At 77.4% G+C, this 12,784-nt stretch carries 10 protein-coding genes; 3 read left to right on the plus strand and 7 right to left on the minus strand.

Annotation, left to right across the window (positions count from 1 at the left end; translation table 11 throughout):
• Position 1: 1 nt before the first annotated feature.
• The 4 genes from BUE45_RS09885 to BUE45_RS09900 are packed head-to-tail and all read right to left on the minus strand — an operon-like array spanning position 2 to position 4,564.
• Positions 2-1,276, minus strand: a complete 1,275-nt coding sequence (locus tag BUE45_RS09885) for an SAM-dependent methyltransferase (RefSeq protein ID WP_073377964.1) — start codon at positions 1,274-1,276, stop codon at positions 2-4.
• On the minus strand, positions 1,273-2,520 hold the full coding sequence (locus tag BUE45_RS09890; RefSeq protein WP_073377967.1) for an SAM-dependent methyltransferase: 1,248 nt from the start codon (positions 2,518-2,520) through the stop codon (positions 1,273-1,275). Before BUE45_RS09890 ends, BUE45_RS09885 begins: the two co-directional genes overlap by 4 nt.
• On the minus strand, positions 2,517-3,293 hold the full coding sequence (locus BUE45_RS09895) for a DUF1365 domain-containing protein (protein WP_073377969.1): 777 nt from the start codon (positions 3,291-3,293) through the stop codon (positions 2,517-2,519). The genes BUE45_RS09890 and BUE45_RS09895 overlap by 4 nt, the downstream gene beginning before the upstream one ends.
• A complete protein-coding gene (locus BUE45_RS09900) occupies positions 3,290-4,564 on the minus strand; it encodes an NAD(P)/FAD-dependent oxidoreductase (RefSeq protein ID WP_073377971.1) in 1,275 nt (424 codons plus the stop codon). Before BUE45_RS09900 ends, BUE45_RS09895 begins: the two co-directional genes overlap by 4 nt.
• 167 nt (positions 4,565-4,731) lie before the next feature.
• On the opposite strand from BUE45_RS09900, the gene BUE45_RS09905 reads away from it, so the two are divergent.
• Positions 4,732-6,258, plus strand: a complete 1,527-nt coding sequence (locus tag BUE45_RS09905; RefSeq protein ID WP_073377973.1) for a bifunctional phosphatase PAP2/diacylglycerol kinase family protein — start codon at positions 4,732-4,734, stop codon at positions 6,256-6,258.
• Between the two features lie 5 nt (positions 6,259-6,263).
• On the opposite strand, the gene BUE45_RS09910 is transcribed toward BUE45_RS09905, so the two are convergent.
• From BUE45_RS09910 to BUE45_RS09920, 3 genes are all read right to left on the minus strand, one after another.
• On the minus strand, positions 6,264-6,689 hold the full coding sequence (locus tag BUE45_RS09910) for a hypothetical protein (RefSeq protein ID WP_073377975.1): 426 nt from the start codon (positions 6,687-6,689) through the stop codon (positions 6,264-6,266).
• Positions 6,690-6,785: 96 nt separating this feature from the next.
• Entirely contained in the window at positions 6,786-7,751 is a 966-nt protein-coding gene (locus BUE45_RS09915) for a phosphotransferase enzyme family protein (protein WP_073377977.1), read from the minus strand.
• 69 nt (positions 7,752-7,820) lie between these two features.
• Positions 7,821-9,413 (minus strand): hypothetical protein, encoded by a 1,593-nt coding sequence (locus BUE45_RS09920; protein ID WP_073377979.1) that lies wholly within the window; start codon positions 9,411-9,413, stop codon positions 7,821-7,823.
• A 197-nt stretch (positions 9,414-9,610) separates the two neighbouring features.
• On the opposite strand from BUE45_RS09920, the gene BUE45_RS09925 reads away from it, so the two are divergent.
• Positions 9,611-10,828, plus strand: coding sequence for a winged helix-turn-helix domain-containing protein (locus BUE45_RS09925; RefSeq protein WP_073377981.1), 1,218 nt, complete (start codon positions 9,611-9,613; stop codon positions 10,826-10,828).
• Positions 10,829-10,910: 82 nt separating this feature from the next.
• Positions 10,911-12,782, plus strand: a complete 1,872-nt coding sequence (locus BUE45_RS33805; RefSeq protein ID WP_073377983.1) for an FAD/NAD(P)-binding protein — start codon at positions 10,911-10,913, stop codon at positions 12,780-12,782.
• Positions 12,783-12,784 lie beyond the last annotated feature (2 nt).

A 12,784-nucleotide genomic window follows, 5' to 3' on the forward strand; every position in this document is an offset into this window, starting at 1 on the left:
TTCACGTCCGCCCCTCCCCCGGGCCGAAGCGGCGCGCGGTGATCTGGTGCACGCCCATCCGCCCCTCCTCGAAGGCCAGCGCCCCGCCCGCCAGGTACAGCCGCCACACCCGCGCGGTCTCCTCCCCGGCCAGGGCCACCAGATCGTCCAGGCGCCGCTCCAGCTCCGCGGACCACGCGCGGGCGGTCCGCACGTAGTGGCGGCGCAGCGAGCGGACCGCGGTCACCTCCAGCCCCGCGTCCTCGATCAGGCCCACCGTCTCGCCCAGGGGGCGCATGTACATGTCGGGCGCGATGTAGCGCTCGATGAACGGCCCGCCCCCGGGGTGGTCGCTCCCCCGGGACATCTGCTGGACGAGCAGCCGGCCGCCCGGCCGCAGCAGCGACCACAGCCTGCGCGCGAAGGGCGCGTACTCGTCCCGGCCCACGTGCTCGCCCATCTCGATGGCGGCCACGGCGTCGAACCCCTCCCGGTCGATCTCGCGGTAGTGCCGCAGCTCCACCTCGACCGAGTCCTCCAGGCCCTCCTCCCGGACCCGGGCGGCCACGTGGTCGCGCTGGGCGGCCGACAGGGTCACCGCGCTCACCCGGGCGCCGTGGACGCGGGCGGCGTGCAGGGCGAGCGAGCCCCACCCGCAGCCGACGTCGAGCAGGCGCGAGCCCTTGCGCAGCCCCAGCTCGCGGCAGACGAGGTCGAGTTTGGCGCGCTGGGCGTCGGCGAGGGTGGCGACGGGGTCGTCCTCGGGCCAGTAGGCGCACGAGTACGCCATGGTCTCGTCCAGCAGCAGGGAGTAGATCCCGTTGCCCGCGTCGTAGTGGTGGGAGACCGCCGCCGCGTCGCGCTCGCGCGTGTGGGTGCGGCCCCGCAGGCGCGCCTCGCCGTCCGGCACCGGGGGCCGGGCGCCGACCGCCCCCACGGCGAGGAGGACGCGCGCCGCCCGGACCCACTCTCCGGGCCCGAGCGGCGACGTTCCGTGGCGGCGGACCCCGGCGCCGACCCGCCGCAGCGCGTCGGTGAGGTCGCCCTCCACGTCCAGTGCGCCGGTGACGTAGGCGCGGGCCAGGCCGAGCTCACCGGGGCGGGACACCACGTGGCGCAGGGCGTCGCGGTGGCGCAGCACGACCACGGGGGCGTCGGCGGGGCCGGCCTCGCTGCCGTCCCAGGCGCGCAGCCGCACCGGCGGGTGCCCGTTGAAGAACCCGGCGACCACCGGGGCGAGGAAGTGGGCGACGCCGCGGGGGGCGTCCCGGCGGGAGTCGGGGGCGGTCGTCGTCATCGGGCACGCTCCATCACGATCTGCTCCACGTCGATCAGCCCGGACCGGAACCCGGCCTCGCAGTAGGCCAGGTAGAAGTCCCACATCCGCCGGAACACGGGGTCGAACCCGAGGGCGTCGACCTGCTCGGCGGCGGCGTCGAAGGAACGCCGCCACACCAGGAGCGTGTCGGCGTAGTCGGCGCCGAAGGCCAGCCGGCCGACCACCTTCATGGAGGTCCGGTCGGCGAGCTGGCGCTCGATCTCCGCCACGGACGGGATGAGCCCGCCGGGGAAGATGTACTTGTGCATCCAGGTGTAGGAGTGCCGGGAGGCCCGCATCAGCTCGTGGTCCATGGTGATGGACTGGAGCCCCACCCGTCCGCCGGGGCGCACCAGCCGGTCCAGCGCCGAGAAGTAGGTCGGCCAGTCGTACTCGCCGACGGCCTCGATCATCTCCACGCTCACCACGGCGTCGTACTCGCCGTCCACGTCGCGGTAGTCGCGCAGGAGCACCTCGGCGGAGCCGCCCGCCCCGGCCTCGGCGAGCCGCCGCACGGCCAGGTCCCGCTGCTCGGCGGACAGGGTGACGGTGGTGACGCGGGCACCGCGTTCGGCGGCGCGCAGCGCGAGGGACCCCCAGCCGGTGCCGATCTCCAGCAGGGTCGTGCCGGGCCCGGCGCCCACGGCGTCCAGGAGGCGGTCGATCTTGCGCTCCTGGGCGCGGGCGAGGGACTCGGGGTCGCGCGGCCCGGGGCCCTCGAACAGCGCCGACGAGTAGGTCATGGTGCGGTCGAGGAACAGCGCGAACAGGTCGTTGGAGAGGTCGTAGTGGTGGCCGATGTTGCGGCGGGCGGCGGACCGGGTGTTGCGGTCGCCCCGGCCGCGGCGCGGCAGGGTGACGTGGCGCAGCGGCTGGAGCGGGCGGGGCACGAGGTCGGTGTAGTGCTCGGCCAGGCGGGTCAGCAGGGCGACCGGGTCCGGGGAGTCCCACTCCCCGGCCATGTAGGACTCCCCCAGCCCGACGAGCCCGCCCGCGGCGAGTCTGGAGTGGAACGCGTCGGGGTCGCGCAGCCGCAGGACGGGGACGCCGCCGGGCTCCTGCGCGGCGGCGGCGTCCTCGGTGATCCGCACGCCGGCCCGGTGGGCGGCGTAGCGGCCCAGGGCCCGTGCGACGGTGGCGCGCAGGCGGGCCCGGGGCACCCGGGCGACGTCGGGCCAGCGGTGGGCGTCGACGGCCGCCGGGGACGGGGACATCGTGGTCATGGTCGTGCACCTGTCTTCTCGTGTGCCGTGGTGTCGCGGTGGTGCGGCCTCGGGCGGACCGGCAGTCCCCGCAGGTAGAGGCCGATGCCCCGGGTGCGGATGCGGGCCGCGCCGACGAGCGGGGCGAGGGGGTGGCGCAGGGCGAGGCGGAGCAGGGTGGCGGGCGTGGCCGGCAGGCGGCGGCCCCGGACCGAGGCGGCGAAGGGCGGCGCGCCCTCGGTGTGGAGGGTGACGCTGAGGGCCAGGCGCTCGCCGGGCTCGGGCAGGGCCAGCCGGTAGGTCCCGTCGGTCCCGTGGAACGGGGAGACGTACATCGCCTTGGCGGTCTCGGCCCGGCCGCGCCCGTCCACGTCGAGCAGGTAGCGGTGGCGGTCGCCGTAGGTGTTGTGCACCTCGGCGACGACCCGGGCGAGGGTCCCGTCGGGGCGGTGGCACCAGTAGACGGTGAGGGGGTCGAACACGTACCCGAGGACGGAGGCGTTGGCGAGCACCAGGACGGGCCCGCCGTCCGGGGTCACGCCCCTGCCCCGCAGGTACCCCTCCAGGTCGGCGCGGGAGGCCAGGTGCCCGAACCCGGCCAGGGCGCGCAGCGGCCACGGCAGGCGGGGCGGGCGGTCCAGCTCGGTCAGCCAGTAGTAGGTCCGGTGCGCGAAGGCGGAGCGGAACGGCGCCGAGCGCACGTGCCTGACGACGGACTCGTAGAGGGCGGGCGCGCGGGGGACCGGGGCCGGGGGCCGGGGCGGGGGCGCGGGGGCCGGGGGGACGGCGTTCACCAGAGCGCCCCCAGGCTCTCGGCGGCCCGCACCCCGGAGGCGCAGCCGTCTTCGTGGAAGCCCCAGCCGTGGTGGGCGCCGGCGAAGGCCAGGACGCCGTCGTTCAGCTCCGGGAGGCGGCGCTGCGCGGCCAGCGCCGCGGGCGTGTACACCGGGTGCTCGTAGTCCATCTCGGCCAGGACGCGGTCGGGGCGGACGCGGCCGTCGTCGTTGAGGGTGACCAGGTGCGGGCGCCGCCCGGGGAGCCGCTGGAGGCGGTTCATGTCGTAGCTGACCCGCACGGCGCCGGCGCCGGGGTCGCAGGAGGGGAGCCGGTGGTTCCAGCTCGCCCGCACGGCGGGGTCGGCGGGCAGCACGGAGTCGTCGGTGTGCAGCAGGGTGCGGTTGCGCGAGTAGCCGAACGCGCCCAGCAGCTCCCGCTGGTCGGGGGTGGGCCGCTCCAGCAGCTCCAGGGCCCGGTCGGCGTGGACCGCGACGACGGCGGCGTCGAAGTCCAGGACGTCCCCGCCGGCGCGCAGGCGCACCCCGCCGGGGAGGCGCTCCAGCGAGCGGACCGGCGCGCCGGTGCGCACGGAGTCGAGCTTGTCGGCGACGCGCTCCACGTAGGCGCGCGAGCCGCCCGCCACGGTCCGCCACCGGGGCGAGCCCCAGACGCCGAGCATGCCGTGGTTGGCCAGGAAGGCGAAGAGGTACCGGGCGGGGTAGTCCAGGGCGGTCCCCGGCGGGCAGGACCACACCGCCGAGACCAGGGGGACGAGGAAGTGCGCCACCGTGTAACGGCTCAGCGCGCGGTCGGCGGCGAACTCCCCCAGGGTGGGCCCGGGGTCCTCGTCCGTGGCGGAGAGCAGGGCGCGGGCGGCCCGGTGGAAGCGCGGGATCTCGGTGAGCATCCGCAGGTAGGCGGGGCGGGCGCGGGAGCGGGTGGGCAGCATGGCCCGGGCCCCGCGGGCGCCCGCGTACTCCAGCCCGCAGCCCTCGCAGGAGACCGAGAGGCTCATCTCGGTGGCCAGGGTGTCCACGCCCAGCTCGTCGAAGAGCCGGATGAGGTTCGGGTAGGTGCGGCGGTTGTGGACGATGAACCCGCTGTCCACGAAGAGCTCCCCGCCGTCCTCGCCGGTGAGCCGGTGGGTGTGGGCGTGGCCGCCCAGGCGGTCGTCCGCCTCCAGCAGGGTGACCTCGGCGTGCTCGCGCAGGATGTGCGCGGCGGTGAGTCCGGAGACGCCGGAGCCGATCACCGCCACACGGCGGGGGGAATGCCTGTCCTGGACCACGTGTGTCCCTCCTCCGGGGGTCGGTAAGGGGTATTCGGTGCCGTTCGGTCCGCGGATGGGTCCCGCCCCGGCCGCATCTTGTGATCCGCGTCACTCACGGCTGTGCCGTTCGGACCCGATGCCGCGAAATCGTGGACATCGGCGCCGCGAGGCAGCAACGTGGACGGATGCGCGCACTACGAGCGATCGACCGCCTGGACCGCAGGGTCCACCGCTTCGTCACCGGCCTGGGGGCTCCCGCACTGGACCCCTACACGCCCAAGTTCGTCCAGGCGACGGACAACATGGCGCCCTGGTTCCTGGTGTCGGCGACACTGGCCGCCACCGGCGGGCCGCGCCTGCGCCGCACCGCGCTGCGGGCCATGGCCGCCGCGGCGGCGGCCAACGCCCTCTCCGCCGGGGTCAAGCACCTGACCGACCGCACCCGCCCGGACCTGGCGGGGGTGCCGCGGACCCGCATCCCCTACCGCGACTACCGCAGCTCCTCGTTCCCGTCCGGGCACACCGCGGCGGCCGTCGGCTACGCGGCGGGGGTCGCCGCCGACGCCCCGCGCCCGCTGACGGCGCTGGTGGCCGTGCTGGCCGGCACGGTGGCGGTGTCCCGGGTGCACAGCGGCGTCCACTACCCCGGCGACGTGCTGGGCGGCGCGGCCATCGGACTGGCCGCGGCGCTGGCGGTGCGCGCGGTGGTGCCGCCCCGGCCCGAGCTGGCGTACGGCGCCGAGACGCTGCCCGAGGACGACCACCGCGCCCCGGTGCCGGGCCGGGACGCGCTCTCCCAGGGGGCGCTGCCCGGGACCGGCGTGACGGCGGTGGTCAACCCCCGCTCGGCCGACGTGCTGCCCGCGGCGGTCGCCGAGGGGCTGCCCGGCCCGGTGGCCGGCGGCACCCCCTCGCGGATCGCGCGGGCGCTGCCGGGCGCGACGATCGTGGCCCTGTCCGAGGAGGACGACATCACCGAGGTGATGGACCGCGCGGCCGCGGCGGGCGAGGTGCTCGCGGTGGCGGGCGGCGACGGCACGGTCAACGCGGGGGCGCGCGCCGCCCTGGAGCACGACCGGCCGCTGCTGGTGATCCCCGACGGCACCCTCAACAACTTCGCCCGCACCCTGGGGCTGACGTCGGTGGACGCCGCGCTGCGCGCCTACTCCGACGGCCGTCTCGCCCGGGTGGACGTCGGCGAGGTCGACGGCCGGCTCTTCCTCAACACCGCCTCGTTCGGCTCCTATCCGCGCATGGTGGAGCGGCGCGACCGGTGGGCGCCGCGGATCGGCAAGTGGCCCGCGTTCTGCGTGGCCCTGTGGCACGACCTGCGCGAGGTCGACCCCGTCCCGGCGGTGGTGGACGGGCGGCCGACCAAGGTGTGGTGGGCGTTCGTCGGCAACTGCCGCTACCGTACGCACGCCCGGGTCCCGGCGCTGCGCGAGAGCCTGGTCGACGGGCGCCTGGACGTGCGGGTGCTGGGCGCCCGCTCCCCGTTCCCCCGGGTGCGGGCCGTGGTGGACGTGCTGCTGGGCCGCTACTGGCGGGGCGAGGGCTACCGCGAGCGGACCGCCCGCGAGCTCGTCCTGACCCTGCCCGAGGAGCCGCGGCTGCTGGCCGTGGACGGCGAGGTCGTCGAGGGCTCCCGGACGGTGCGGTTCAGCAAGAGGTCGGCGGCGCTGCGGGTGTTCGTCCCGGCCGCCGGGGCCTGAGGCACTCAGCGGCGGGTGCGGTCGCAGTCGCCGATGAGCAGCGCCAGCCCGGCGCCGACCAGCCAGGAGTCCTTGGCGATGGGCGTGCCGTCGGGGGTGGGCCGCAGGCTGCCGGGGCGGCGCAGGCCCGGGGTGCGCAGGTAGAGGCCGAGCAGGGAGGCGCCGAAGGCGGTGAGCCCGGCGCCGGCGAGCCTGCCGGGCACCAGCGGCACCAGCAGCGCCGTCCCCAGGGCGATCTCCCCGGCGGACAGGGCCTTGACGAACGTGACGGGGTCGACGTCCTTGAGGAAGGGGTAGGCGCCCGCGGCCATGCCGTGCATGCCGCGGGCGGCCTCCTCGTCCGCGCCGCGCTTGTCCAGCCCGGAGTTGAGGATGAACGCGCCGGTGGCCAGGCGCAGGGGCAGGTCGCTGATTCGCAGGGGCAGTCGCATGTCGTCTCCGTGGAACGGACCGGTTGATCACTCAGGGCGATTCGCATGCTACCGACGGTGCCCTCCGGGGGCGGGGAGACCCGCCGCGACCCGGGGTCAGAGGCGGGCGACGATCTCCTCCATGGCCTGCCACGCCTGCGCGGTGTCCCGGTCGGCGGTGTGCGGCCGGGAGAACGCGTCGGCGAACTCGGCGACGTCCTGGAGGTCCCAGCGCAGGCGGTACAGGTCCATCCGGTCGGGGTCCACGGCGTGCCCGGAGGCCTCGGAGTAGCGCTCCAGGTCGGCGGCGTCGGAGGCGACCAGCCACAGGTCGCGCTCGGGGGGCGCGGTGCCCACCGTGTCCCAGTCCACGAGCAGCGGCCGGGGGCCGCGCCAGACCACGTTGCCGGGGTGGGGCTCGCCGTGGGTGACGACGGCGGGGGCGTCGGCGATCCGGGCGGCCCGGCGGTCATACTCCTCCAGACGGGCGCGCACCCGCTTGGTGTTCTCGGCCAGCAGCCGGGCCGCGCGGCCGGAGTAGGGCCCCGGCGTCCCGACCAGGGAGGGGTCCTCCAGCACGGCGTCCAGGCGGGCGCGGTTCCCGATCCGGTCGGGCGCGGCGGGGACGCCGCGCACCGGCGCCGCCCGGTGCAGCCGGGCCAGGGCGTCCAGCAGGAGTCCGCGCAGGTACGGGGTCAGGGGGCGGCCGAACTCGCCGGACGCGCCCTCCACGTAGGGGAAGAGGCTGAGCACGAGGTCGCGGCCCACCGCCCGGACGGTCCGCCCCTCGGGGGTGCGCAGCGGCGCCACGACGAACCCCAGCCCGGCGTCGTCGTGCAGCCGGGCCGCGGTGTCCATGGCCGCGGCCAGCCGCTCGCGGGCCCGCACCGGGGTCGGCCCCAGGTACCCCTTGCGGGAGAGGTCGGCCACGGTCGCGAACCAGCGCCGGCCCGAGGTGTCGGTGACCCTCCAGTGGTGGTCGGCGAACCCCAGGGGCAGGTGGGTGAGCGCGACCGGGCGTATCCCCCAGGCTCCCAGGGCTTGTCCGATCCGGTCCTCGTGGAGGTCTGGCAACTCCCGCATGCGGCGAAGCTACCAGGGCGCCCCCGGCGGCGCAGGGGTTTTTCGACGGTTCACCCGCGCTTGCGCCCCTCAGGCCACCAGGCCGTACAGGCGGACGCCGCCGGTGCCGCGGACCGCGGCGACCAGGGCGCCGGGGACGGCCGCCACCCGGTGGGCGTCGGCCGACGGCCCCGCCGGCACCGGCCCCCCAGGGCCGGGCGGGTCCAGGACCAGCAGCCGGGCCTCGCCGTCGAAGGGCACCGACCACACAGCCGCGACCTCCTGCCCCGGGTCCGCGCCGGGGGCGCCGGAGGAGACCGCGACCGATCCGGCCAGCGCCGCGGCCGGCTCCGGCCCGTAGCGGGGCAGCCGGTCCCCGCCCAGGGCGGTGGTGCCGGCGATCTCCCCCTCCGGGGTCACGCGGTGGAACAGCAGCCGGTCGGCGGCCTCCTCGGCGACGACCGCGCCGGAGGTGTCGGCGTGCACCAGTACGGACCCGCCCTCGGTCCAGGGCTCGGCGGTGATCCGCACCGCGTGCGACCCGTCCCGCGGGTCCAGGACGGCCGGGGCGCCCTCGCCCATGAGCGGGGCGACCACCACGGCGGGCCGGGCGCCGGCGCCCCCGGCAGGGCCGCCCGGGCGCAGGGCGGGGAACTCCTCCAGGCCGGGCAGCTCCCGGGTCCAGCGCACCCGGCCGTCCCGCGGGTCCAGGGCGGTGACCACGCCGGTCAGGAGGTCGCCGGGGGTGTCGGCGATCTCCGCCCAGGAGGTGCCGCGCAACCGCTGCTCGGGGACGCAGGCGTAGGCGGCGAGGAAGAGGTCGGCGGTGCGCAGGGTGTTGTCGGCGTTCCACCCCTGCCAGGGCTCGCAGACCCTGCCCGGCTCGCGGGGCACGGTGAACGACCACGCCTCGCCGAAGCCGGCGGTGTCGCGGGCGCTGATCCGGGGCGGCCCCTCCCCCTCCCGCCAGGAGTGGAGCAGGGTGCCCGGACCGGCGGCCAGGAACTCCGCGGACACGCCCTCGGGCGGGGGCGGGGCGGTGAACTCCGCCACCGTGCCGCCGCGGGCGGTGTCCAGCTCCACCCAGGCCAGGGCGTCGTCACGCCCGGGGTCGCCGGGGTCGCCGTGGGCGACGTGCACCCGCGTGCCCCCGCCGTACACGAAGGCGCGGGCGCCGGCGCCGCGCAGGAGGTAGCGCCACAGCTCCTCGCCGGTGGCGCCGTCCAGGGCCACGACGCCCTCGTCCAGGACGACGACCGGGCCCAGGGTGCCGGGCAGGACGTCCGCCACGGCGCCGTCCCCGGGCGGCGTCCACGACCAGGCCACCCGGGAGACCTGCGCGGGGACCGGAGGCGCGGTCTCGGGTGCGCCCGCGGCGACGGTGTGGTCCACCGCCAGGGAGAGGGCCAGCGCGCGCACGCCCAGGCCGGCGGCCAGGGCCAGCGCGAGCCCGGCCGCGACCGGGGGCAGCGCGAGCCGCAGCGGGCGGAGGCGCATCCGGCGGCGCCCGGCGGCGGCCAGCAGCAGGCCCGTCCCCGCAGCGGACGCCGCGGTCCACCAGGGGGCCCCGGGGGCCAGCGCCAGCGCGGCCCCGCCCAGGCACAGGCCGGCCCCGCACCAGCCCAGCGGGCCGCGCGGGGAGGCGTCCCCGGTATCCGGGCCGACCGTCAGGTCCTCGACCACGCGGGCCCCCTCTCGCACGGCGCGGACGCGCCGACCATACGACGCGCGGGCGGCGCTTTCGGTTTTCCGGGCGGGGCCGGACCGGCCCTGTCGGGTCCGCGCCCGGCAGCGGCGGCGGGCGGGCCCCGACCGGCGCGAATGTCGCAGGGGTGCGGTTCACTGGGCCCCGCCCCCGACCCCGTCCCCCGGAGCCCGCCATGGACGCCCTCGACCTGGACATCCGGACGGTCCGCCGCCTCGCCGTGCGCCGCCAGCGCCTGTCCGGCCCCCGCCCCTCCCCCGGCCCCGAGGGGCTGCGCGAGGTGCTGCGCGACCTGCGCTGCCTCCAGATCGACCCGGTCGGCGTGGTCGCCCGCAGCCACCTGCTGGTGCTGTGGAGCAGGCTGGGCCGGTTCGACCCGGACGACCTGGAGGCGCTGCTGTGGCGGGAGCGCTGGCTGTTCGAGTACTGGGCGCACGCGGCTTCGGTGGTGCTCACCGAGGACCTGCCGCTGCACCGGCGGCTGATGCGCCGCCACCCGGGCGCGGACTCGCGGATGTCGGCGTGGGCCCTGGCCAACGGGGAGCTGCGCGAGCACGTCCTGGTCCGGCTCGCCGAGTCCGGTCCGCTGCCCACCGACGGGTTCGAGGACCGCGCGGCCGTGCCGTGGGAGTCCACCGGGTGGACGGCCGGGCGCAACGTGGAGCGCATGCTGGAGCTGCTGTGGTTCCAGGGGCTGATCATGGTGGCCGGGCGGCGCGGGCGCACCCGGCTGTGGGACCTGGCGGAGCGGCGGCTGCCCCCCTGGGCCGACCGCGCCGACCTGCCCGACGCCGAGGTCGAGGAGCGCTCGGCCGAACACGCGCTGCGGGCACTGGGCGCGGGGCGGGCCCGCGACGTGCGGCGGCACTTCGTGCGCGAGCGCTACGGGGACGCGGCCGCGACGCTGGAGCGGCTGGCGGAGCGCGGGCGGGCGGTGCGCGCCCGGGTGGCGGGGAGCGCCGAGCCGTGGTTCGTGCACGCCGACGTGCTGCCGCTGGTGGAGCGGGCCGCGGGTGCCGGGTGGCAGGGGCGGACGACCCTGCTGTCGCCGTTCGACAACCTGCTGTGCGACCGGGAGCGGACGTCCCTGCTGTGGGGGTTCGACTACGTGAACGAGATGTACACGCCGCGGGCGAAGCGGCGGTTCGGGTACTACGTGCTGCCGGTCCTGCACGGCGACCGGCTGGTGGGCCGGGTGGCGGCCCGGGCCGACCGGCGGCGCGGGGTGCTGGACCTGGAGGGCGTGTACGCCGAGGGCCGGGCGGGGGACGAGGCGGCGGGGCCGGGCCTGGCGGCGGCGGTCGGCGAGCTGGCCGTGTTCGCCGGGGTGGGGGCGGTGGCCTGCACCGGGCCGGTGCCGGGGGTGTGGCGGGAGGCGCTGGCCGGGCTGTAGCGGGCCGCGGCCGGGGGCCGGGAACCCGCCCGGCGTGATTATCGATATTTACGACTGATTTAGTATGCATTAGCCTTCGGGGGTGAGCACCCCCGAACGCCCCCTCCGGATCGCCGTCGTCGGCGCCGGGCCGCGGGCCACCTCCCTGCTCGAACGGATCGCCGCCAACCTCCCCGGCCTCCCGCCGCGGCGCGCGCTGGAGGTCTGCGTCGTCGACCCGCACCCGCCCGGCGGCGGGCGGATCTGGCGGCACGACCAGTCGCCGTGGCTGTGGATGAACACCACCGCCGGCGACTGCACGATGTTCACCGACGCGTCCTCCACCTGTGACGGCCCCGTCGTCCCCGGGCCCACCCTCGCCGAGTGGGCGCGCGACCTCGCCTCGGGGTCGCTTCACCGGCCGCGGGGCTTCGCCTCCGACGGCGCCGACCTGGCCGAGGCCCGGCGGGTGCACCGGGACTGGTTCGCCACCCGGCGGTTGCAGAGCCGGTACCTGTCCTGGGTGTTCCACCGGACCGCCGAGCGCGCGCCCGAGGGCCTGTCGGTGCGGGCGGTGCGGGGGCGCGCGGTCGACCTGCGCGACCTGCCCGGCGGCACGCAGCGGCTGGCGTTGGAGGACGGCACCGCGCTGGACGCCGACCTCGTGGTGCTGGCCCAGGGCAGCGGCGACACCGCGCCCGCCCCCGGGGAGGAGCGGCTCGCCGCACACGCGGACGCGCACGGGCTGGTGTACGTGCCGACCGCCTCCACCGCGGACATCGCGCTGGACGCGGTGCCCGCCGGGGAGCCGGTGCTGGTGCGCGGGCTGGGGCTGGCGTTCGTCGACACGGTCGTGCTGCTCACCTCGGGGCGGGGCGGGACGTTCACCCGCGAGGCCGACGGGACGCTGCGCTACCGGCCCTCGGGCCGCGAGCCCGTGCTGTGGGCGGGGTCGCGGCGGGGGGTGCCCTACCACTCCAAGCTCCACTACGACCTGCCCGGGCCGCGGCCGGACCTGCCCCGGCACCTGGACCGGGCGGCGCTGGCCGCCCTGGGGGCGGGGCCGCTGGACCTGCGCGAGGACGTGTGGCCGCTGGTGGTGCGCGAGCTGGCGCACGCGCACTACGCGGAGCTGGCGCGGTCCCACCCGGAGCGGCTGTCCCTGGGGGCGGCGGAGTTCCTGGAGCGCCTGGAGTCCGCCGACCCGTGGGAGGACCGGGTCAAGGAGCTGGTGGCCGAGGCGGTGCCGGACGGGGCCGACGTGTTCGACGCGGGGCGGATCGACCGGCCGCTGGCGGGGCTGCGGTTCGCCGGCCACGACGCCCTGGGCACCTGGCTGGAGGAGTACATCGCGGCCGACCTGGAGCGGCGGCGCGACCCGGCGTACAGCATGGACCTGGCGGTGTTCTTCGCACTGCTGTCGGTGTTCACGGTGCTGGGCGAGGCGCTGGCGGACGGGACGGTCTCGGCGGAGTCGGCGGCCCGGGAGTTCCCGGGGTTCCTGGGGTTCTTCGGTTTCGTGGCCAGCGGTCCGCCGGGGCCGCGGCTGGAGGAGGTGCTGGCGCTGGCCCGGGCGGGGGTGCTGCGCTTCACCGGCGCGGACACCGCCGTGCGCGCCGTGGAGGGCGGGTTCGAGGCCCGGTCGGCGAGCACCGGCGCCACCGTGACGGCACGGGCGCTGCTGGAGGCGCGGTTGCCCGCGCCCTCGCTGGAGCGCACCACCGACCCCCTGCTGCTGGCGCTGCGCGAACGCGGCGAGATCCGGGCGCGCGAGCACGGCGGGCTGGTCGACGCCGACCCGGCCGGCCAGCGGCTGCGCCGCGCCGACGGGGAGCCGCACCCGGCCCGGTTCGGGCTGGGCGCACTGGTGGCGGGCGGCGTGGGCGCGGGCGGGTTCTCCCGCCCGCGCACCGACGCGGGGTTCTTCCGCCAGAACGACGCCGTCGCCCGCGTCCTGCTGGCGGCACTGCGCTAGAG

Origin of the sequence: Nocardiopsis flavescens (assembly GCF_900141985.1) — a bacterium.
Classification (GTDB): Bacteria; Actinomycetota; Actinomycetes; order Streptosporangiales; family Streptosporangiaceae; genus Nocardiopsis; species Nocardiopsis flavescens.